This window comes from Nocardiopsis sp. MT53 (assembly GCF_019598965.1).
In the GTDB taxonomy this organism is placed as follows: domain Bacteria; phylum Actinomycetota; class Actinomycetes; order Streptosporangiales; family Streptosporangiaceae; genus Nocardiopsis; species Nocardiopsis changdeensis.
The window spans coordinates 5,052,636-5,074,973 of sequence record NZ_CP080599.1; the positions used below are offsets into that span (position 1 = coordinate 5,052,636).

Below are 22,338 nucleotides of genomic sequence, written 5' to 3' on the forward strand. Positions count from 1 at the left end.
GGCGGCACGGAACGGCCGGCGGGTTCTCCGGTCCGGGTCCATCCGACCATGATCCCCGGTCCTTCCGGGGCTGGGGCCGGTGGGGCGGGCGGGGGCGGGGCGGCCGTTCGGCCTGCGCGGTCACCGGGCGTTTCCCTCACGGTCACGGGGACCGTGTCGGCCGTTGCCCTGCCTGGGGTCATATGGTCCCGGACCCGGGCGGCCGCCCGGGTCCGGGACGAGGCGGGCACAGCCGTCGCAGGACCGAGGAGAGGAAATCCGTGACCGACGTCGATATCCCGAGAAGGAGGCGCGGGAGGGCGGCCCGGGCGGTGGCGTCCGCGCCGACGGTGTCCCTGGTCATCCCGGCGTTCAACGAGGAGGCCACCATCGAGCGGTGCCTGCTCGCCGTGCTGGCGCAGACGCGGGCCCCCTGGGAGGTCATCGTGGTCGACAACCGCTCGACCGACGGCACGGCGGAGGCCGTCCGGCGCCTGGCCCGGGCCCACCCCGAGGCGGGGATCAGGCTCCTGCGGCAGTTCGACGCCCAGGGGCTGGTCCCCACCCGCAACGCCGGGTTCGCCGCGGCGACCGGCGACGTCCTGGGGCGTATCGACGCCGACTCCGTGCTCGCCCCCGACTGGGTCGAGAACGTCTCCCGGGCCATGGAGGACCCGGCCGTCGGGGCCGTCACCGGGCCGGTCACCTACTACGACGTGCCCCGGTTCGGGTCCCTGCCGGTGTCCGACGACCTCGTGCGGCGCACGCTCTGGCACCTGGGGAGGCGGCGCTGCCCGTTCCTCTACGGAAGCAACATGGCGATCCGCGCCACGGCGTGGAAGTCGATCGAGCACGCGGCCTGCCCCGACCACGAGGACGTGCTGCACGAGGACATCGACCTGGCCGTGCACCTCAAGCAGACCGGTATCCGCGTCGCCTACGCCCCCCGGATGCGGGCGGGGGTCTCCGCCCGCCGGCTGGACTCCTCCCCGGCGTCCTTCCGCGCGTACACCCACCGCTTCGTCGCCACCTACGAGAGCCACGGCATCGACCACTGGACCCTCCGCGCCCCGCGCCACCTCCTCCAGGGGCTGTTCTGGGCTACCCGGCGAGGGCGGCGGTGATCTGGCGGGTGGTCTGCGCGGCGACGCGCGCGTCGGTGGCGGCGTAGGCGGTGTAGGCGTTCAGGCCGGTGGCCAGGGCCCAGCCGCGGCCGCGCAGCCAGGTGGCCCCGTCCACGCCCAGCGCCGCCCGGAATTCGGCCCGGCGGTCGGCCGACATCAGCGTGAAGGCGACCATCAGGTCGCGGGACGGGTCGCCGGCGCCGAATTCGCCGAAGTCGATGACCGCGCTCAGGCGGCCGCCGACGGTCAGCAGGTTGCCGGTGTGGAAGTCGCCGTGGAACCACACCGGGGGCCGCCGCCAGTCCGGCGCGGCCAGTGCCGCCTCCCACACCTCCGTCATCGCCGCCGCGTCGAACACGTCGGCGGTCGCGGCGATGGCGGCGCGGGTCTCGCGGTCCCGGCCGGCCAGCGGCTCGCCGGCGAGCCCGCCGCGGGCGCCCGCGGCCGGGACCGCGTCGGGGGCGAACCGCTGCAGGGCGGTGAGGAACCCGGCGAGCCCGACGGCGGCGTCGGAGGAGTCCGCCAGCGCCCCGACGGTCGCGGGCTCGCCGTCCAGCCAGCGGGTCACCGCCCACGGCCACGGGTACCCGAAGCCGGGAGCGCCCACCGCCACCGGCTCGGGCACGGCCAGCGGCAGGTGCGGGGCGAGCCGGGGCAGCCACTCGGCCTCCTTGCGGGCCTGCCCGACCGCCCCGGCGTGCCGGGGCAGCCGGACGGACAGCTCCCCGCCCAGCCGGTGGATCACGTGGTCCGAGCCGCCGGGTTCCACCCTGGTCAGGGGCAGGTCCGCCCATTGCGGGAACTGCGCGTCGACCAGGCGTCGGACGAGGTCGTGGTCGATGGCCGGGCGGACGGTTCCCACGGGCGCTCCTGCGTTCGGTCCGCCCGGGGCGGGCGGCGGTGTACACGGCAGGTCCCCATCCCAGCGCCTCGGCGCCCGTCCGTCCACGGGTTTTCCCGGGGCCCGGCGCGGCGTCAGTCCGGCGGGTCCAGCGGGGACAGGGCCGGGGCGTAGTTGAACAGCCGCAGCCTGGCCGCCCCCGGCTCGGTGAGGGAGGCCGCCCCGGGGTCGACGTCCACGATGCTGAGGCTGGCCGGATGGCTCGGTACCGTGCGGGCCGGGTCGAGTCCGACGGCGGCCGTGAGCAGGGCCCGGGCCGGTCCGCCGTGGGTGACCGCCATGAACAGCTCGTGTCCCCGGGCCGCGGCGTCGCGCACGGCGGCGTCGATCCCCGCGACCACCCGCTCGGTGAGCGCGCCGAAGCTCTCGGCCCCGGGCGGGTGGTAGCGGCCCGCGCGCCACGCGGCGTACACGCCGCCGCCCTCCTCCTTGATCTCCGCCGAGTACCGCCCCTCCCAGCCGGCCAGGTACGCCTCGTTCAGCCGGGGGTCGCACGCGTCCGGGCGGACGCCCAGCACCTCGGCGGTCTCGCGCGTGCGGCGCAGCCCCGAGGTGACGACGTACCCCGGCGCCAGGTACCCGACCGTCTCCGCCAGCGCGGCGACCTGTCGCCGCCCGGTGGCGGACAGCCCGATGTCCTGCTGCCCCTGGAGACGCCGTTCCTCGTTCCACTCGGTCTCGCCGTGGCGGACCAGGACCAGCCGCATCACCGGGCGGCCCCGGCCGCCGGGCGCCCGTCCGCGGCGTCGAAGTACGCGTCCGCCCTCTCGGGCAGGCGCACCCCGAGCCGGTCGCCGGGCCGCAGGTCCACCGGGGTGTCCCGGGAGAGGTGCAGCCGGGTCCCGTCGTCGAGGTCCGCGCCCAGTACCCACCGGTCGGCCATCGGCACCTGGTCGGCGAACGTCGCCGGCAGGCACCCGGGCCCCGGCTCGGCGGCCGGCGCGAGCGAGCCCGCCCGGTACATGGCCTGCACGGCCCCGCCCGTGACGCCGTCGGGGGCGGGCCCGCAGTCGACGCCGTACGCCCGCAGCCGCCCGCCCTCCACCCGGCATCCGATGATGTTGGCCGGGGGAGTGCCCACGAACGTCGCGGCGAACGGCGTGCGCGGCGCCTCCAGCAGTTCCCGCGGCGTGCCGAACTGCTCGACGCGGCCGTCCCTCATGAGCGCGATGTGCGTGGCCATGGTCATCGCCTCCACCTGGTCGTGGGTGACGTAGACGCTCGTCGCGCCGGTGGAGCGGTGGATGCGCATCAGCTCCCCCCGGGTCTCGACCCGCAGCCGCGCGTCGAGGTTGGACAGCGGCTCGTCGAAGAGCAGGACCCGGGGCTGCGGCGCGATCATGCGGGCGATCGCGACCCGCTGCTGCTGGCCGCCGCTGATCTCCCCCGGGTAGCGGTCGGCGAGGTCGGTGATCGCCAGCATCGACAGCACCCGCTCGGCGCGGGCCCGCCGGTCGGCCCGCGGCCACTTGGCCACGACCAGCGGCCATTCGACGTTCTGCCGCACCGTCTTGTGCGGCCACAGCGCGTACGACTGGAAGACCAGCCCGGCCTCGCGCTCGCTGGGGGCCACGGCCGGGCCGCCGCCCCGGGCGATGACGCGGTCGCCGAACCGGATCTCGCCCCCGGTGGGGTCCTCCAGCCCCGCGAGCATCCGCAGGGTCGTCGTCTTCCCGCACCCGGAGGGGCCGAGCAGGACGAGGAAGGAGCCCGCGGGGACGTCGATCGAGATGCCGTCGACGGCCGCGGTGCCGCCGAAGTCCTTGCGCAGGTCGGTGATGGTCAGGGAGGCAGCGGGTGCTCCGGGTCTCATGCCGGTCCTTTCCGCCCGTCGGTGGTCCGTCGTGGAGGTCATGGGTTCGGGTTCCAGGGTTGGGCGGCGCCTTCGAGGCGCCGGGCGAGGACGGTCGCCCCGACCGAGATCACCGCGATGACGACGGTGACCGCGTTGGCGAGCTGGGTGAAGTTCTCCGAGGAGTACTGGTAGGTCAGGACGGCCAGGACCGGCATCGCCGGGGTCGCCAGCAGCACGACCAGGGACAGGTCGCGCACCATCTGGACGAACACCAGCACCCCGCCGGTGAACAGGCCGCGGGCGGTCAGCGGCGCGATGACGGCGCCGATCCGGCGGAACAGGCCGGCCCCGGCCATCACCGCCGCCTCCTCCACGTCCCGGGACACCTGGCTCAGCGCCGAGGTGCCCGACCGCACCGCGAAGGGGATCGTCGCGGCGATCCCGGCCAGCACCAGGATCGCGAAGGTCCCGTACAGGCTCGGGAACGGCCCGATGGGCGCCCCGAACTGCGCGATGAACGCCGCCCCGAGCGCGATGCCGGGGATGAGGAACGGCACGAAGGAGACGACGCCCAGGGTCGGGGGCAGCCATCCGGTGCCGCCGGAACGGGTGACGGCGTAGGAGACGAGCAGCCCCAGGACGCCGGCGCCGACCGCCACGCACACCCCCAGGAGCACCGTGTTCCAGGTCGCCTGGAGGATCTGCGGGTTGCCGAGGATCCCCGGCAGCCCCTGCGCGAACGCCGGGTCGGAGGCACCGATCCAGTAGTGGAGGGTGAACCCGGAGGCGAAGTCGTTGGTGCGCCGGGTCAGGGAGCTCAGCACGAGCACCGCGCCGGGGACGACGGTGGTGCACACGACCACCAGCCAGGCGAGCGCGGCCGTCGGCCGGGTCCACGGACCGAGGTCGACGCTGCGGCGGCGGCCGCCCTTGCCGGTGATCGTCGCGAAGCTCCGCCGGCCCCCGGTGAGGCGCGTCGAGGCGTACATGATCATCGCGGCCACGAGGATGAGCACGATCGACAGCACGTAGCCGCGCACGACGTCGCCGGTGGAGATCGCCCCGTACAGCCGGGTCGAGAGCGTGTGGAACCGGACCGGCAGCCCCAGGAGCGCCGGGGTGACGAAGTTGGAGACCCCCTCGGCGAAGGCCAGCAGCGCGCCGGACACCATCGCCGGGGCCACGACGGGCAGGGCGATGTCGCGGGCCACGCGCAGGGTGGAGGCCCCCGTCAGCTCGGCGGCCTCCATCAGGTCCCCGTTGACGCTCGCCAGGGCGGCGGCGATGAGCATGAACGACAGGGAGAAGTAGTGGGCCGTCAGGGTCGCCGCGACCGGCACGGGCCCCCAGGCCAGCCAGTCCGGGACGGCGACCCCGAGGTTCGTCAGGATGCCGGCGGAGCCGCCGATCAGGTCGTTGCGGAACACCGACTCCCAGGCCAGCGCCAGGGCGAAGCTCGGCAGCGCGAACGGGATCGTCGCCAGCAGGCCGAGGACGCCCCGCCCGGGGATGCGGGTCATCACGACCACCCAGGCGAGGAATCCGCCGATCACCGTGGAGCCGACGGCGGTGGCCGCGCCCACGAGGATCGAGTTGCCCATCGGCCGCCACAGGAGGTTCTCCGACATCGGGCTGGCGAAGACGTCGGTCCACGCCCCGCGCCCGTCCTGGGTGAGGGTCGTGTTGACCAGCCCGGCGAGCGGCGCCACCACGAGGACGGCCAGGACGAGCAGTGTGCAGGCCCCCAGCACCGCGGTGGGCCGGGTGAGGGCGGACCGGGCGCGGGCCGCCGCGCGGCCGGCCGCGGTGCGCCGGGGGGAGGGTGCCGTCGGCATGGCGTCCTTTCGTCGCTGCGCTGGCGGGTGGCTCACAGGGTGAGCAGGAAGTCGGCCACGCCGTCGCGGATCTGCGCGGTCTCCTCCGGGACGATGTCCCAGGCGCCCAGCTCCTCCAGGGGGGCCGCGTCCGCGGGCTCGGCCATGTCGGTGCGCACGGGGTAGTCGCCGGGGACGTAGAACGGCTCGTAGGCGGGGCCGCCGGTCTCGGAGCCGTCGCCCATGAGGAAGTCCGCGACCAGCCGCGCGGCGGCCGGGTTCCGGGCGCCGTTCACCATGCCGATGTAGGCGGGGAAGGTGATGCCCGGCGACGGGACGGTGCCCAGGGACGCCTGGAGGGCCCAGCCCTCCTCCTCGTTGTCCCGGCGGTCGGAGTACGAGGTGATGCCGACCGGCGGGTCGTCCTGGCCGGTGGCGCCCACCGCCTGGTTGACGTTGTCGGTGTCGTCGACCAGGACCAGCCCGTTGGCGTACAGGTCCTTGATGAACTGCTGCCCGGCGTTCTCGACGCCCTCGTCGAGGACGACCTCGGTCCCGAAGTGCTCCCGGTGCGCCTGGGCCATCTCGTCGGACCGGTGGACGATCTCCGCCATGAGGTCCAGGTAGTCGCCGCGAACGGAGGGGTCGACCATGACGACCCTGCCGTTCCACTCCTCCTCGGTGAGCTGCCACAGGTTCCGGACCGGGCTGCCGTCGGGGTGGGCCTCCTCGTTGTACATGAGGATCTTGGTCGAGAGCCGGTTGGCCAGCAGCGGCTCCCGGTACTCCTGGGGGACGGTCTCGGCCAGGCGCGGCGGGACGTAGTTCCGCAGGATGCCGCCCGCGACGAGCTCGGTGACGACCACCGGCGCGTCGGAGATGTAGGCGACGTCCGCGGAGGGGGACCCGGCCTGCGACTCCGACCGCAGCCGGGTGATCTGCTCGGAGGAGGCGATGTCGTGGCCGATCAGGTCGATCCCGGGGTACTGCGCCTCGAACGCCTCCTCCACGGAGGCGATGCGGGAGGTGAAGGAGTAGACGGTGACCGACCCCTCCTCCGTGGCCAGTTCCACGAGCTCCTCGTGGGTGGCGTCGTCGAGTTCGTGGGGTTCGGCGGCCGCGTCGGCGGCGGGGGTCTGGGGGGTGCCGCCGCCGCAGGCGGTGAGGGCCGCGGCGAGGGAGAGGGCGACGGGGGCGGAGAGCATTCCTGACAAGCGCATGACGGTTCCTCGGTGTCGGCGGGCGCGCTGGTGGAGGGGTGGGGGACGGCGCTGCCGCCGTGCCGGGGCTTCGGACCGTGCGGTCAGTCGAAGTCCGCGAGCAGGCCGTCCAGGCGGTCGAGTGCGGGCAGGACGGCGTCCGGGTGCCGCCGGGCGATGGTGAGCACGATGGCGTTCGCGATCAGCATCGGGACGCTGAGGGAGGAGAAGCCCTCCTGGTGCCCGCGCGGGGCGGACAGCACGGTGGTCGGGGCGGGGTCGAGGGTGTGCAGGGTGTCCGTGACGAGCACGGAGCGGGCGCCGACGGCGGTCGCGTGGGCGTACAGGTCGGTGAGGTTGCGCGGGGCGCGGCGGAAGGCGAAGGAGACGACGGCGTCGGACTCCGACATCGCGAGGAGGCGTTCGGCGACCTCGCGGCCGGGCCCGGTGAGGTTGACCGACCGCATCCCGAACCGGCGCAGGCGGCCGTCGAGGAGTTCGGCCAGGACGGCCGCGTTGCCCCGGGCGAAGAGGTAGACCGTCCGGGCGCCGGCCAGGAGGTCGGCGACGCCGTCGATCTGCGACTGGTCCACGTGCCTGACGACCGCGGACAGCGATTCCAGCTCCGTGGCCAGGAGCGTGTCCAGGACGAGCCCCGGCTCGCGGAGCTCCTCCCGGAAGCGGTCCCCGGCCCCGTTGAGGCGGTCCTCGCGGTCCTTGCGCAGGTCGTCCCGCAGCTCCGGGTACCCCTGGTAGCCCAGTCGCTGCGCCAGGCGGGTGGCGGCGGCCGCGTGGACCCCGGCGCGCCGGGCGACGTCGCCGCCGCGCCAGAACGGAGCCTCCGCCGGGTGGGCGAGGATCTCGTCGAGGAGCACGCGGTCGGACCTGGTCAGTCGGTCGCGGTACTCGTTCACACGCTCGGGGAAGGTCATGGCCGTCACGCTACAGCAACTTTAATTGCAGAGATAGGAATCTCTGCAACTTTACTTGCGTTTCATCGGTCCGTCACCCTCCGGACGGGCGCGCTTCCCCTGGTCAACGCCCTGCGGCGGACGCGGCCGGGCCCTGCCGCAGGAGCCGGTGCGGTCCGGTCTCGGAGGCGCCTCGTCCCGGGCCGGGGCGATCGCGGTGGCCGCACCCTCCCGCGCCCGCCCGGCGCGTCACCGAGGGGTCAGGACGAGGCGCGGAGCCTCTCCTCGGTCTCCCGCACCTGTTCCGTCCGGTGCTGGATGCGGTAGAGGTCCAGGGCCCGCAGCCAGGCCCCGCGGGCGGCCTCCGTCTCGCCGAGGGCGTGGTGGGCCTCGGCGATACCGCTGAGCGTGTTCGCCTCCTCGAAGGCGTCCTTCAGGGCCCGGTAGACCCGGATCGCCTGGTGGTAGTGCTCGATGGCCTCGGAGTGGCGGCCGGACAGCACGGCGATGTTGCCGAGGCTGTCCAGGGAGGCCGCCTCACCCGCTCTGTAGCCGAGTGCCCGCGATCCCTCCAGCGACTCCCGGCAGCATGCGAGGGCGCGTTCGTACTCGCCGAACGAGGCAGCCAGGACCCAGCCCAGGTTGTTGAGGGCTCCGCACACCCACAGCGTGTTGCCGACACTCCGATACAGCTCCAGGGACTTCTCCCCGTGCTCCAGCGACGCCTCCCTGTCCCCGTCGAGGAGCGCGGCCAGCAGGAGCACCTGGTGCGTGTGCCCCTGGTTGAGCAGGTCGCCGATGTCCTCGAAATGGCCGAGGGAGTCCGCGAGGAGCCGGAGGGGCTCCTCACCGGGCCGGCCGGCCATGAGCATGGTGGAGGCCAGGGTCCTCTGCATCAGGGCCTTCAGCGACGGGGCGCTTCCGTCGTCCAGCCGGGAAGCGGCGTCGAGGCCGGTGCGGCTGAGCCCGATGAAGTCCTCGACACGGCCGGTGCGTCGGAAGTACAGGTGCGCGTCCCAGCACAACCGCCAGGCCTGGCGGTGCAGGCCCAGGTCCGAGGCGAGCCGGATCACCGCGAGGAGCCGGGAGCGTTCCGTGGTGAACCATTCCATGGCCTCGCCATCGCTCGCCAGCCGGAGCGCGAGGGGGTGTCCGCCGGACGGCTCCCTCTCCGCGACGGACGAGGGGATCTCATGCGGGCCCAAGAGGTGGTTCGCGGTGGCCGCGGTGTGGACGTGGAAGTCCACCAACGACCGCAGTGCCTCGCTGCGGTCCTCCTCCGACAGGTCCTCCTCGGCCCTCTCCCCGCCGTGCAGGCGGACGAGGTCGTGCAGATCGTAGCGCCCGGGCACCGGCTGTTGGACGAGGTGGGCCGCCTCCAGGGTGCGCAGCAGGGTCCGGGTGCGCGAGGGCGTGTGCCCGGACAGCGCCGCGACGGCGGTCAGCCCGATGTCCTGTCCCGGGAGCAGGCTGAGCAGGCCGAGCAGGCGTGCCGCCGCGCCGGGCAGCGCCCGGTGGGAGGTGTCCAGGACACCGCGCAGGGAGGTGTTCAGATCGCCGGTGTCCAGGGCGTCCAGCCGAGTCTCCGCCTCCCGCAGTTCGGAGGCGAGTTCGGCGAGCGGCAGGTGCGCGTCGCCCGCGGCGCGGGCCGCGGCGACGGCCAGGGCCAGGGGGAAACGTCCGCAGCCGGAGATGATGGACTCCACGGCCTCGGGTTCCGCCGCCGTACGGCGCTCTCCGATCCGGGCGGCGAGCAGCCGACGGGCTTCGGCCGGGGTGAGCGGGCCCAGCCCGACGGAGCGGGCCCCCTCGGTGGCGACCAGGCCGCTGAGCCGGTTGCGGCTGGTGACCAGGACGATGCACGAGGGGGAGCCGGGGATCAGGGGGCGCACCTGCTCGGCGTCGCGTGCGTTGTCGAGCAGGATCAGCATCCGCTTGCCGGCCAGGAGGCTGCGGTACAGGCCGACCTGTGCCTCGGTGCTGTCGGGGATGGCCTTCTTGTCCATTCCGAGGGCGATGAGGAAGTCGTGGACCGCGGACTCCGGCCCGGTGGCGGAGGTGCTGGGGGAGGAGCCGTGCAGGTTCACGTAGAGCTGGCCGTCGGGGAACCGGTCGAGGTTGTCGTGCGCCCACCGCAGGGCCAGCGAGGTCTTGCCGACGCCTCCGAGGCCGGAGATCACGGTGACCGGTGCCGCGCCCGGTGTCCGGGCGGTGTCGAGCGCGGCGAGTTCCCTGCCGCGGCCCGCCAGCAGCGGCGGCGGCGCGGGGAGCTGGCTCGGCAGGGGGACGGGAGGGGGCTCCACCGCAGAGGACGAACGGACGGCGGAGAGGGCCGCCGCCGGGGACGGGGCGTCCAGTGCCGGGTCGGTGTTGAGGATCTTCAGGTGGAGGTCCCGGAGTTCGGCCCCGGGGTCGGCGCCCAGTTCTTCGGACAGCGCGCCGCGGATGCGGTCGTAGTGCTCCAGCGCCTGCGCGGCCCGCCCCTCCCGGTACAGCGCGAGCATGAGCTGGCCGATCAGCCGTTCGTCGAGCGGGTGCGCCCGGGCCAGGGAGAGCAGGTCGCCGAGGCGTTCGGCCTGCCTGCCCTGGCGCAGCAGCAGCTCGTTGCGGTCCAGTTCCGCCCGCAGGCGCTCCAATCGCAGGCTCTCCCGGAACTCGTTGACCCAGGGGCCGTCCAGGGTGCCGAAGGCGTCGGCCCGCCACAGGGCGAGCGCCTCCTCCAGGAGGGGCAGGGAGGCGTGCTCGGTCGGGGCGTCCCGCGCCCGGGCGGCGAGCCGGCGGAAGCGGTGCAGGTCGACGGTGTCGAGGGCGTCCCGGCTCAGGGAGAGGACGTAGCCGCCCGGGCGGCGGCCGACCGCCGCGTCGTCCCCGGCCGCGGACAGGGCGGTGCGCAGCCGGGAGACGTAGCTGTAGAGCGAGGACCGCGCCCCGTCGGGCGGCACGTGCCCCCAGACCCGGTCGATGAGCCGGTCCACCGGGACCGTGCGGTTGACATCGGCCAGCAGTCCGACGAACACGGACTGCCGCCGCCCGTGTCCCAGGTCGACGGCGCGCCCGTCGATCCGCGTCTGGATGTCGCCGAGTACGGAGATCTCGACCGTCAACGCCACTCCCGGGCTGGAGAGAAAGGGGACGCCTGCGGGTCCGGTACGCGGGAGCACAGCGATACCTGGGGTCCCAGGAGTTTACTCTCCGAAGCCCGTTCCGGAAGCCGCGTTCCCGGCAGCCCCGGCCGGGCTTTCCGGAGGGGGACCGGGGGGCGGGACGGCGGTGGACCGCCGCCCACCGGGGCCGTCGCCGCCCGCATGAGCTTCAGCCCTGCCGCAGGATCTTGTACAGGCCGGCTTCGGCGGGGCCGTGGGGGGTGGCGGTCAGGCCGTGGGGTGCGGTCTCGGCGCGCAGGGCGGTCTCGGAGACGGTCCACCAGTCGTAGTGGACCTCGTCGGAGGACAGGACGCGGTCGCCGTGGCGGGTCTGGTAGGTCATGTGCCAGGTGAGGCGTTCGGGGCCGGCGGGTTCGGCGCGTGCCCAGCCGACGTAGGCGCGTTCGCCCACGCGCACCTCGCTCATCGGGGATTGTTCCACCGGCCGGGGTTCGGTGGGTGCGGGCAGGTTGAGCAGGACGAAGGCGCCCGGTGCCAGGCGCGGGGCCAGGTCCTCCCAGAGGCGGTCGCGTTCGTGGGGGCCGAAGTGGCCGATGAGGTTGGCCATGACCATGCCGCCGATGCGTTCGGGCAGGTGGGCGGCGAGCAGGTCGTCGGTGTCCACGGTGACCCGCTCCCGCAGGCCGGGGTCGTCGGCGACGCGGGAGAGCAGGACCGCGGCCAGGACGGGGGAGGGTTCCACGGCCAGGACGGGGGTCGCGGGCAGGGTGCGGGCGATGAGGCGGGTGCCCTGTCCGCCGCCCGCGCCCGCGTCCACGACGGGCCCGGAGCCGGGGGGCAGTTCGCGCAGGGCCGCGGCGACGGTCTGTGCGTGGTGGTCCCACCAGGTGCGGATCATGATGTCCAGGTAGCGGCCGGAGATCCGGTAGGGGTCGTCGTAGTCGGTCACGGGTGCTTCTCCCACGGGTCGCGGAGAGACGGGAGCCCCGCCGGCGTACGCCGCCCGGGGGTCGGGGGTCCGGTGCGGGCGGATCCCGTCTTGCCAAAATGAAAACGGTTATCATAACCTGTCATGGGCGGGCGGCCGCTGTCCACTCCTCGAGATCCCGGTCCGGTCCGTCGGCCGTCCGCCTCCCCGCACCCGCCCGATCCGTCCCGTCGAGGAGCGGTGACCGGACCCCCGCCCCCGAGGAGCACATGTGAACAGCCCCCCGTCCCCCGACCCGCGCCCCGCCCGCGCCGCCGGCCGGTCCCGGCGCTCCGCCCGGCCGGGGGCCCGGTGACATGGGTGCGGGGTCCAGGTACGACGGCGAGGTCCTGGCCGCGCTGCGGCGGGGCGACCGGTTCCGCAGCTGCCAGGAGGTCCACGCCCTGATCGCGGACGCCCGCGGCGGCCCGCAGCGCCCGCCCAGCCTGTCCACCGTGTACCGGACCCTGCACCGGCTGGCGAGGGAGGGCGAGGTCGACACCATCCACTCCGAGGACGGCGAGCGCCTCTACCGCCGGTGCGCCACGTCCTCCCACCACCACCTGCTCTGCCGCGTCTGCGGGCGCGCGCAGGAGGTCCCGCACGCGCGGGAGCTGCGCACGGTGCTCACCCGGGTCGAGCGGCTGACCGGTTTCACCGGGCTCGCCTACTCGCTGGAGTTCGCGGGGGTGTGCCCTGACTGCGCGTGAACCCTCGGCCCTCGTGACCGGGGCGGCCGGCGGCATCGGGAGCGCCGTGGTCCGCCGCCTCGCCGGGGCGGGGCACCGGGTGGCCGCCGCGGACGTGGCCGGCCCCACCGCCCGCAGGCTCGCCGCCGGGCTCTCCCGCTCCGGTCTCCCCGTCACCGGCCACGCGGTCGACGTCACCGACGAGGCCGCCGTCGACGCCCTCGTGGACGCGGTCGAACGCGACCAGGGGCCCCTGGACGTCCTCGTCAACGTCGCCGGGATCCTGCGCTGGGGCCCCGTCACGGAGTTCTCCTCGCAGGACTGGCGGGCGGTCTTCGACGTCAACGCCCTGGGCGCCTTCCACGTCTGCCGCGCCGCCGCCCGGAGGATGGCGCCGCGCGGCCGGGGCGCGATCGTCACGGTCGGATCGGACGCCGGGACGGTGCCCCGCACGGGCATGGCCGCGTACGCGGCCTCCAAGGCGGCGGCCGCCCACTTCACCCGCTGCCTCGGCCTGGAGCTGGCCCCGCACGGGGTCCGGTGCAACGCGGTGTCCCCCGGGGCGACCGACACCGAGATGAGCAGCGCCCGCTGGGGCGGCTGGGAGGGGACCCACCCCGCGGTGGCCGGCGTGCCCGGGCAGTTCCGGGTGGGGATCCCCCTGGGGCGGCCGGCCCGGCCGGAGGACGTCGCCGACGCCGTCGCCTTCCTCTGCTCGCCCGAGGCCTCCCACATCACCATGCACGACCTGCGCGTGGACGGCGGAGCCGGACTCGGCTCCTGACACCGCCCCCGTGACCGAAGACGAGAGGCCGGAGAAAGCCGTGTCCCTGCCCGCCATCACCTCCTACCCGATGCCCGCCGAGTCCGACCTGCCCGAGCCCCGGATGGACTGGGCGCTCGACCCCGACCGGTGCGTCCTGCTGGTCCACGACATGCAGCGGTACTTCCTCGGCGCGTTCGACGAGGGCGCCGAGCCGGTGCCCGAGCTGCTCTCCAACATCGCCCTGCTCCGCGAGGCCTGCGTGGAACGCGGGGTCCCCCGGGTCTACACCGCCCAGCCCGGCGCGCAGAGACCGGACGACCGGGGCCTGCTGCGGGACCTGTGGGGCGAGGGGTTGCGCGACGACCCGGCGCACACCGGCCTCGTGGTCCCCTTCGACGCGGAGCGGGGGGACCTGCACCTCACGAAGTGGCGGTACAGCGCCTTCGTCCGCACGGACCTGGAGGGGCTGCTCCGCAGGTCGGGCCGGGACCAGCTCGTCGTCTGCGGCGTGTACGCCCACATCGGGGTGCTGATGACCGCCTGCGACGCCTTCATGCGCGACATCCGGACGTTCATCGCGGCCGACGCGGTCGCCGACTTCTCCGCCGACGACCACGCGATGGCCCTGTCCTACGCGGCACGCCGGTGCGCCGGCGTGGTGACCGCGAAGCAGGTCCTGGCCGCGCTGGCCGCCTGAGCGCGCCCGGGGCGGGCGGCCCGCGCCGCCCGCCCCGGAGGTCACGCGCCCCCGTGCGCGCGCAGCCGCTTCTTGTCGACCTTGCCGACCCCGGTGAGGGGCAGCGCGCCGATGCCGCGCACCTCGTCGGGGACCTTGAACGGGGCCGCCCCGCGCCCCAGCATCGCCGCGCGCACCTCCTCCCGGGAGGGCACAGGGCCCTCCGTGACGAGGAACGCCACCGAGCGCTCCCCGAGGTGGGGGTCGGGCAGCCCCACGACCGCGGCCGCCCGGACGCCGGGCACGGCGAGCAGGTGCTCCTCCACCTCGACCGCGGCGATCTTCTCGCCGGCCCGGTTGACCTGGTCCTTGACCCGGCCCACCACCACCAGGTCCCCGGCGGGGGTCCGGGTGACCAGGTCGCCGGTGCGGTAGAAGCCGTCCGGGGTGAAGCGCAGCGCGTCGAGCTCGCGTGCCCGGTAGTAGCCGCGCAGGGTGTAGGGGCCGCGGGTGAGCAGTTCGCCGGGGGCGCCGTCGGGGACCGTGGCGCCGTCCTCGTCCACGACGAGGACCTCGTCGGCGGGGGAGAGCGGCCTGCCCTGGGTGCCGCACACGACGTCGTCCGGGGCGTCCAGGGGGGTGTAGTTGTTCAGGCCCTCGGCCATGCCGAACACCTGCTGGAGGTGGCACCCCAGCTCCGGGCCGATCCTGCGGGCGGTGGCGTCGTCCAGGCGGGAGCCGCCGACCTGGAGCACCCGCAGCGAGGACAGGTCGGCGCGGGTGCGGCGGGCCTCGTCCAGCCAGGAGGGCACGAGGGCGGGCACGAGCGAGGTGAGGGTGACGCCCTCGCGTTCGATGAGGCCGAAGGCCGTCGTGGGACTGGGGTCGGGGCACAGGACCACGGTGCCCCCGGCGCCCAGCACGCCCACGATGCCCGGGGAGACCATGGTGAAGTTGTGCGCCGCCGGCAGGACCGCCAGGTAGACGGTGCCGGAGTCCACCCCGCACGCCTCGGCGGAGGCGCGGGCGTTGTAGCCGTAGTCGGCGTGGGTGCGGGGGATCAGCTTGGGGGTGCCCGTGGTCCCCCCGGACAGCAGGAGCAGGGCCAGGTCCTCGGGGTCGGCGGCCTCGTCCAGGGGGGCGGCCCGCGGTGCGAGCAGGGACTCCAGGGAGCGGGCGGGGACGTCGCCGGGATCGCCCGCGACGAGGACGTGGCGCAGCCCGGGCAGCCGCTCGGCCATGCGGGCGGCCTCGGCGCGCGGGTCGGAGCGGCCGTGCCGGTCGGCGACCACGAGCGCGCACGCGTCGGCGGTCCGGGCCAGCGACTCCACCTCAGCGGGGCCCAGGGAGGGCAGGGCCAGGACCGGGACCGCGCCGATGCGCAGCAGGGCGAACAGGGTGAGGACGTACTCCTCGCGGTTGGGCAGGCGCACCAGGACGCGTTCGCCCGGGTGGATCGGCAGCCCGGCCAGGCCGAGGGCGAGCCGGTCCACCCGGGCGTCGAGTTCGGCGTAGGTGAGCCGTCCGGACCGTGAGACGAGGGCGGTGGCCCCCGGACGGGCGGCGGCCCGCTCCCTCAGCAGCCGCGACAGCGTCCGGTCCTCGCGAAAGCCCTGTTCGCGGTAGGAGCGGATCTCCTCCTCGGACGGGCGCGGCCAGTCCTGCGTCATGTGGTCTCCCTTGGCTCGTGGGGTTCGGGGGTCGACTCGAGGCGACCGAAGGTGCTATACAGGGACATATCGACAATGAAAACGGTTTTCATTATTGTCGATCGTGTCGAGAACGGCCATGGAGGGGTGGGGTGTCGTGTCACACCGCGGTGCTGAGGAGGCCTGTGTGATCGTGCGGGATCAGGTGGCGCGGATCCTGGGGACGGACGGCTTCACCGACACCGACGACCTCTTCGACCACGGGCTCGACTCCCTGGGCCTCATCCGCCTCGTCGGGCGGTGGCGCGAGGAGGGGCGCGACGTCACCTTCGAGGACCTGGCCACCGCGCCGACGGTGAGCGCCTGGACCGCCCTGCTGGAGCGGGCGGAGCCCACCGCGGACGCGGCCCCCGCCCCGGCCCCGGCGGCCCCCGCCGCCGATGGCACCCCCTTCCCGATGGCGACCATGCAGCACGCCTACTGGGTCGGCCGCGGGGACGAGCAGCCCCTGGGCGGCGTCGCCGCGCACTTCTACACCGAGTTCGACGGCCGCGGCGTCGACCCTGGCCGGCTCGCCGCCGCGCTGGACGCCGTCGTCGACCGCCACCCCATGCTCCGCGCCCGGTTCGACGGCGACGGTCTCCAGCGCATCGCCCCCGCCGGGGCGGGGACCGGTCCCACCGTCCACGACCTGCGCGCGGCCGCCCCCGACGAGATCGAGCGCACCCTCGACCGCCTGCGGGAGGAGAACACCCACCGGCGCATGGACGTGGCCGCCGGGCACGTCCTGGACGTCGCGCTGTCGCTGCTGCCGGACGGCCGCACCCGCCTGCACGTGGACCTGGACATGATCGTGGCCGACGCGCTCAGCCTGCGCGTCCTGCTCGACGACCTCCTGGCCGCCTACGAGGGCCGCGACCTGCCCCCGCTGGACTACGACTTCGCCCGCTACCTGGCCGACCGCCGCGCCCGCGACACCGGTGCCGTCGACCGGGCCCGGGCCTGGTGGCACGAACGCCTGCGCGACCTGCCCCCGGCACCCGGGCTCCCCGCGGTGGCCGACGCCTCCCGGCCCACCCCCGCCGGCTCCCCCCTGGCCAGGTCCACCCGCCTGCACCACCGGCTCACCCCGGAGCGCACCCGGGCGCTGTCCGACCGGGCCCGCGCCGCCGGGGTCACCCCGGCGGCGGCCCTGGCCGCCGCCTTCGCCGAGGTGCTCGGCGCCTGGAGCGCCTCGCCCGCCTTCACCCTCAACCTGCCGCTCTTCGACCGGGCGCCGCTGCACCCCGACGTGGACCGGCTGATCGGCGACTTCAGCGGCTCGGTGCTGCTGTCCGTCGACACCTCCGAGGCGGTGCCCTTCGCCGACCGGGCCCGCACCGTCCGGCACGACCTGCACGCCGCGGTGGACCACGGCGCCTACGGCGGTGTGGAGGTGCTGCGCGACCTGGCCCGCCTCGACGGCGGCGCGATGACGCCGATGCCCGTCGTCTACACCAGCGCGATCGGCCTGGGACCGCTGTTCGGCGAGGCCGTCCAGAACACTTTCGGCACCCCCGTTCACATCATCTCCCAGGGCCCCCAGGTGTGGCTGGACGCCCAGGTCACCGAGCTGGACGGCGGCCTGCTGCTCAACTGGGACCTGCGGGAGCACGCGTTCGCCCCCGGCACCGCCGAGGCGGCCTTCGACGCCTACCGCGACCTGGTGGAATCCCTCATCGACGATCCCGGGGCGTGGACGCGCCCCTTCCGGCCGCGCGTCCCCGCCGCGCTCGACGGCACCCGCGCCGTCCCGGCCGCCGATCTGCCCGCCCCCGCGCCGCGCACCCTCCACGAGCGGTTCTTCGAACACGCCCGCACCGCGCCCGGTGCCGTGGCCCTCGTCGCCCCCGATGGGAAGGAGACCACCTACGGGGAGCTGGCCGAGCGCGCCCTGCGCATCGCTGGAGCGGTCGCCGACACCGCCCCGGCGGGGGAGGCCGTCGCCCTGTGCCTGCCCCGGGGCGCCGACCAGGTCGCCGCGCTGCTGGGGATCCTCGCCGCGGGCTGCGCCTACCTGCCGGTGGGCGGCCACCAGCCCCCCGCCCGCAGGCGCGCGATCCTGGAGCGGGGCGCCCCCGCGCTGCTGCTCTCGGACGACCCGGCCGTCCTCGCCGACGCCGACCCGCCTGCGCTCACCCTCGCCCAGGCCCTGTCCGGCCCGGTCGCCGGGCTCCGGCCGACGGCACCCGACGCCCCCGCCTACGTGCTCTTCACCTCGGGGTCGACCGGCGCCCCCAAGGGCGTGGAGGTGCCCCACCGGGCCGCCGCGCACACCGTCGACGTCCTCAACGCCCTCCTCGACACCGGGCCCGGCGACCGCACCCTGGCCCTCGCCGAGATCGACTTCGACATGTCCGTCTTCGACCTCTTCGCCCCGCTGTCGGCGGGGGGAGCCGCCGTCCTGGTGGACTCCGGCGACCGCCGCGACGCCGCCGGGTGGGCGGACGCGGCCGAGCGCGCCGGGGTCACCCTCCTCAACTGCGTGCCCACCCTGCTCGACATGCTGCTGACCGCCGTCGAGTCCGGCCTGGCGGCGGCCCCGCCGCTGCGCGCGGTCCTGCTCGGCGGCGACCGCGTCGGCACCGACCTGCCCGGGCGGCTGCGCGCGGTCGCCCCGGGGAGCCGCTTCCTGGCGCTGGGCGGGATGACCGAGGCCGCCGTCCACTCCACCCTGCTGGAGGTCGGCGAGCCCGACCCCTCCTGGAGCCACGTCCCGTGGGGCCGCCCGCTGCCCGGCGTGCACTGCCGGGTCGTCGACACCCAGGGGCGCGACCGCCCCGACCTGGTGCCCGGCGAGCTCTGGGTGGGGGGAGCCGGACTGGCCCGCGGCTACCGGGGCGCCCCGGCCACCACCGCCGACCGGTTCGTGCACGCCGACGGGCGGCGCTGGTACCGCACCGGCGACGGCGCCCGCCACCTGCCCGACGGGTCCCTGGAGTTCCTCGGCCGCCTGGACCACCAGGTCAAGGTCAACGGGGTGCGCATCGAGACCGGAGAGGTAGAGGCCGCCCTGACCGCGCACCCCGGGGTCGCGGCCGCCGTCGCCCTCGTCCTGCCCGGCCCGGCCCCCGTGCTCGCCGCCGCCGTCGTCCCCGCCCTCGGGACCGGCGCGGGCGACGGCCCCGCGGACCTCGACGGTCACCTGCGGGCCCTGCTGCCCGCGACCATGGTCCCCGCCGTCCTGGAGGCCGTCCCGGAGATCCCGCTCACCCCCAACGGCAAACCCGACCGCGCCGCGCTGGCGCGCCTGCTGCGCGACCGCGTCGCCGGCCCCCCGGGACCGGGCGCCCCGCCCCGGGGGGAGCGCGAGCGCGAGGTGGCCGGACTGTGGTCCGACCTGCTGGGCGTGGAGTCCGTGTCCCGCACCTCTTCCTTCTTCGCCCTGGGCGGCGACTCCCTGCTCGCCACCCGGCTGGTGGCGGAGCTGCGGGCGCGCGGCTACGCCGCCGCGGGCGTCACCGACCTGTTCGTCCACCCGGTCCTGTCCGACTTCGCCGCCTCCCTGCCGGAGAAGGGGGAGGCGGACCGGCGGCCGGCCATCGGGCACGACCCCGCCTCCCGGTACGAGCCCTTCCCCCCGACCGGGGTGCAGCGGGCCTACCTCACCGGCCGCGACCCCGCGTTCACCCTGGGCGGTGTGGGCACCTACCACTACACCGAGTTCGACGGCGCCGACGTGGACCTGGAGCGCCTGGAACGCGCGCTGGACCGGCTCGTCGCCCGCCACGACATGCTCCGCGCCGTGTTCGGCGAGGACGGCGACCAGCGAGTCCTGCCCGAGGTCTCCCCGGTGCGCATCCCGGTGGAGGAGGCCGGGCCGGGCGACCCGGGCCCCGCGCTCGACGCCTTCTTCGAGACCATGTCCCACCGGGTCCTGGACCCCGCCCGCTGGCCGCTGTTCGACATCCGCGCGCTGCGCTACACCCGGGACGGGGCCGAGCGGGTGCGCCTGGGCGTCGGCCTGGACTACCTCGTCCTGGACGCCCTCAGCATCATGACCCTCTACACCGAGCTGGACCTGCTGTACCGCGACCCCGACGCGGCCCTGGAACCGGTGGACGTCACCTTCCGCGACTACGTCACCGGCGTCCCCGACGACCCGGCGCGGCGGGAGCGGGCCCGCGACTACTGGCGGGAGCGGGTGCGCGACCTGCCCCCCGCCCCGGACCTGCCCCTGGCCGCCGACCCCGCGCGGATCCGTCGGCCCCGGTTCACCCGCCGCGCCGACCACCTGTCACCCGCCGAGTGGCGTGCGCTGGCCGGACTGGCCCGGTCCTCGGGGATCACCCCCTCGACCCTGCTCCTGGCCTGCTACGGCGAGGTCCTCTCCGCCTGGAGCGGCCGGACCGCCCTCAGCCTCACCCTCACCCTGTTCGACCGGCGCGACGCGCACCCCCACATCGACCGGGTCCTGGGCGACTTCACCTCCCTGGCCCTGACCTCCTACCAGCGCGAACCGGGCCAGGACCCGCTGGCCGCCGCCCGCGCGCTCCAGCGCAGGCTGGGGCGGGACCTGGACCACCGCGAGGTCTCCGCCGAGGAGGTCCTGCGGGAGCTGACCCGCCGCGACGGCACCGCCCAGGCCGGGGTGCCCGTGGTGTTCACCGGCTCCGTGGGCGTGGGGGACGGCGTCTCCCTGGACCTGTCGCCGCGGTTCCCCGCCCGGGTCCGGGGGCTGTCCCAGTCCCCGCAGGTCCACCTGGACAACCAGGTCCTCGAACGCGAGGGCGGCCTCGACGTGTACTGGGACGCGGTGGAGGAGCTGTTCCGCCCCGGCGTCCTGGACGGCATGTTCGCCGCCTACCTGGACCTGCTCCGCGGCCTGGCCCGCGGCGGGGCGCGGGCCTGGCCGGAGCTGGTGGCCGACCCGCTGCCCACCGCCCAGGCCCGGGTCCGGGCCTCCATGAACGACACCGCCGGCCCCCGCCCCCGGGGAGCGCTCCACGACGCCTTCTTCTCCGGCGCCCGCGACCGGGCCGGCGACCCCGCCCTCATCACCGCCGACGGCGTCCTCACCCACGCCGAGACCGCCGAGCGCGCCCTGCGGATCGGGGCCGGGCTCCGCGCGCGCGGCGTGCGCCCCGGGGACGCCGTCGGCGTCCACCTGCCCAAGGGCGCCGACCAGGTCTGCGCAGTGCTGGGGGTGCTGGCGGCCGGCGCCGCGTACGTGCCCGTCGGCACGGGGCAGCCCCCGCTGCGCCGCGCACGCGTGCACGCCGCCGCGCGCACGGTCCTGACGATCGGGAGCGACGAGGCCGCGGAGCACTCCGTGGAGGTCGCCGACCTGGTGGGGGCCGCCCCGCTGGACGCCCCCCTGCCCACCGCGCCGGGGGCGACCGCCTACGTCGTCTTCACCTCGGGGTCCACTGGCGACCCCAAGGGGGTGGAGATCACCCACGGGGCGGCCCTGAACACCGTCGCGGAGATCAACGACCGCTACCGCGTCGGCCCCGGCGACCGGGTCCTGGCCCTGTCGGCCCTCGACTTCGACCTCTCGGTCTACGACGTGTTCGGACTGCTCGGCGCGGGCGGGGCCCTGGTCGTCCCGCAGGAGGAGGAGCGCAGGGACGCCCGGCGGTGGCTGGAGCTGTGCGCCGAGCACCGGGTGACGGTGTGGAACACCGTGCCCGCACTGCTGGACATGCTGCTCCTGGCGGCCGAGGACGCCGGCCCTCCCCGCTCCCTGCGCCTGGCCCTGGTCTCCGGCGACTGGGTCGGCACCGACCTGTCCCGGCGGCTGCGCACCGCCAACGGCGGCCGCACCCACCTGGTCGCCCTGGGCGGCGCCACCGAGGCGTCCATCTGGTCCAACGCCTTCGACGGCGGGCACGCCCCCCGGGGCTGGCCCTCGGTCCCCTACGGCACCCCGCTGCGCAACCAGCGCTACCGGGTCGTGGACCCCCACGGCCGCGACTGCCCCGACTGGGTGCCGGGGGAGCTGTGGATCGGCGGCGCCGGGGTGGCCCGCGGGTACCGGGGCGACCCCGAGCGCACCGCCGCCCGGTTCGTCACCGCCGGCGGAGAGCGGTGGTACCGCACCGGCGACCTGGGCCGGTACCGCTCCGAGGGCCTGCTGGAGTTCCTGGGCCGCACCGACCGCCAGGTCAAGGTCGGCGGCCACCGGCTCGAACCCGGCGAGGTCGAGGCCGCGCTCGAGGACCACCCGGCGGTGCGCCGGGCGGCCGTGGTGGCGGTGGGGGACCGCGTCTCCCGGAGGCTCACCGCCTTCGTGGTCGCCGAGGGCCGCACACCCTCCCACGGCGACCTCACCGCCCACCTGGCCCGGTGGCTGCCCGCCCACGCGGTCCCCGGCACCCTCCGCGTCCTGGACGACATCCCGCTCACGCCCAACGGCAAGGTCGACGCCGCCGCGCTGGCGGCCCTGGCCGAACGCGACGCCCCGGCCCCGGGCGCACCGCCCGCCGACCACACCGAGAAGCGGATCGCCCGCCTGTGGGAGGAGGTGCTCGGCGTTCCGGTCCGGGACCGGGAGGCCAACTTCTTCGCCCTGGGCGGCAGCAGCCTCCTGGCCATCCGCATGATCACCACCCTGCGCCGGGAGACGGCCGGGGAGGTCTCCACCCGCGACTTCCTGGCCGTCCCCACCCTCGCCGCACTCGCCGACCGGGTCCGCGCCGCCGAGCCGGGCGACGTGCAGACCGGCGTCATCTGACCCCGCCCCCACCCGACCGGGGACCGCGTCCCCGGACCCCTGAGGAGAG

The 22,338-nt window shown here is 75.4% G+C and carries 14 protein-coding genes; 5 read left to right on the top strand and 9 right to left on the bottom strand.

Annotated elements, in window-relative coordinates; all coding sequences use genetic code 11:
- Positions 1 to 260: 260 nt before the first annotated feature.
- Positions 261 to 1,103 (top strand): glycosyltransferase family 2 protein, encoded by an 843-nt coding sequence (locus tag K1J57_RS22310; protein ID WP_220560556.1) that lies wholly within the window; start codon positions 261 to 263, stop codon positions 1,101 to 1,103.
- Here K1J57_RS22310 and K1J57_RS22315 read toward each other — a convergent pair.
- From K1J57_RS22315 to K1J57_RS22350, 8 genes are all read right to left on the bottom strand, one after another.
- Complete coding sequence (locus K1J57_RS22315) at positions 1,081 to 1,965, bottom strand: aminoglycoside phosphotransferase family protein (protein ID WP_220560557.1); 885 nt, start codon at positions 1,963 to 1,965, stop codon at positions 1,081 to 1,083. The two genes, K1J57_RS22310 and K1J57_RS22315, sit on opposite strands and share 23 nt — an antisense overlap.
- Before the next feature lie 113 nt (positions 1,966 to 2,078).
- Positions 2,079 to 2,711: a histidine phosphatase family protein gene (locus K1J57_RS22320; protein ID WP_255647227.1), complete on the bottom strand. Its 633-nt coding sequence runs from the start codon at positions 2,709 to 2,711 to the stop codon at positions 2,079 to 2,081.
- A complete protein-coding gene (locus tag K1J57_RS22325; protein ID WP_255646502.1) occupies positions 2,711 to 3,817 on the bottom strand; it encodes an ABC transporter ATP-binding protein in 1,107 nt (368 codons plus the stop codon). Before K1J57_RS22325 ends, K1J57_RS22320 begins: the two co-directional genes overlap by 1 nt.
- Before the next feature lie 38 nt (positions 3,818 to 3,855).
- Positions 3,856 to 5,634 (bottom strand): iron ABC transporter permease, encoded by a 1,779-nt coding sequence (locus K1J57_RS22330; protein WP_220560560.1) that lies wholly within the window; start codon positions 5,632 to 5,634, stop codon positions 3,856 to 3,858.
- 32 nt (positions 5,635 to 5,666) lie between these two features.
- A complete protein-coding gene (locus tag K1J57_RS22335) occupies positions 5,667 to 6,833 on the bottom strand; it encodes an ABC transporter substrate-binding protein (RefSeq protein WP_220560561.1) in 1,167 nt (388 codons plus the stop codon).
- Between the two features lie 83 nt (positions 6,834 to 6,916).
- Positions 6,917 to 7,744 carry a MurR/RpiR family transcriptional regulator gene (locus tag K1J57_RS22340; RefSeq protein ID WP_220560562.1) on the bottom strand — a complete coding sequence of 276 codons (828 nt, stop codon included), beginning with the start codon at positions 7,742 to 7,744 and terminating at the stop codon, positions 6,917 to 6,919.
- 239 nt (positions 7,745 to 7,983) lie between these two features.
- Complete coding sequence (locus K1J57_RS22345; RefSeq protein WP_220560564.1) at positions 7,984 to 10,827, bottom strand: BTAD domain-containing putative transcriptional regulator; 2,844 nt, start codon at positions 10,825 to 10,827, stop codon at positions 7,984 to 7,986.
- A gap of 208 nt (positions 10,828 to 11,035) precedes the next feature.
- Positions 11,036 to 11,776 carry a trans-aconitate 2-methyltransferase gene (locus K1J57_RS22350; protein ID WP_220560566.1) on the bottom strand — a complete coding sequence of 247 codons (741 nt, stop codon included), beginning with the start codon at positions 11,774 to 11,776 and terminating at the stop codon, positions 11,036 to 11,038.
- 335 nt (positions 11,777 to 12,111) lie between these two features.
- On the opposite strand from K1J57_RS22350, the gene K1J57_RS22355 reads away from it, so the two are divergent.
- The 3 genes from K1J57_RS22355 to K1J57_RS22365 are packed head-to-tail and all read left to right on the top strand — an operon-like array spanning position 12,112 to position 13,946.
- A complete protein-coding gene (locus K1J57_RS22355) occupies positions 12,112 to 12,504 on the top strand; it encodes a Fur family transcriptional regulator (RefSeq protein WP_220560568.1) in 393 nt (130 codons plus the stop codon).
- A 13-nt stretch (positions 12,505 to 12,517) separates the two neighbouring features.
- The gene (locus tag K1J57_RS22360; protein ID WP_255646503.1) at positions 12,518 to 13,267 is read left to right on the top strand and encodes a 2,3-dihydro-2,3-dihydroxybenzoate dehydrogenase; all 750 of its coding nucleotides are present in this window, start codon (positions 12,518 to 12,520) and stop codon (positions 13,265 to 13,267) included.
- A gap of 40 nt (positions 13,268 to 13,307) precedes the next feature.
- Positions 13,308 to 13,946, top strand: coding sequence for an isochorismatase family protein (locus K1J57_RS22365; RefSeq protein WP_277615510.1), 639 nt, complete (start codon positions 13,308 to 13,310; stop codon positions 13,944 to 13,946).
- Positions 13,947 to 13,987: 41 nt separating this feature from the next.
- Here K1J57_RS22365 and K1J57_RS22370 read toward each other — a convergent pair whose 3' ends face one another.
- A complete protein-coding gene (locus tag K1J57_RS22370; RefSeq protein WP_220560569.1) occupies positions 13,988 to 15,595 on the bottom strand; it encodes a (2,3-dihydroxybenzoyl)adenylate synthase in 1,608 nt (535 codons plus the stop codon).
- A gap of 166 nt (positions 15,596 to 15,761) precedes the next feature.
- Between K1J57_RS22370 and K1J57_RS22375 the strand changes: the two genes are divergently transcribed.
- Positions 15,762 to 22,289 carry a non-ribosomal peptide synthetase gene (locus K1J57_RS22375; protein ID WP_255646504.1) on the top strand — a complete coding sequence of 2,176 codons (6,528 nt, stop codon included), beginning with the start codon at positions 15,762 to 15,764 and terminating at the stop codon, positions 22,287 to 22,289.
- The last annotated feature ends 49 nt before the right edge of the window (positions 22,290 to 22,338 follow it).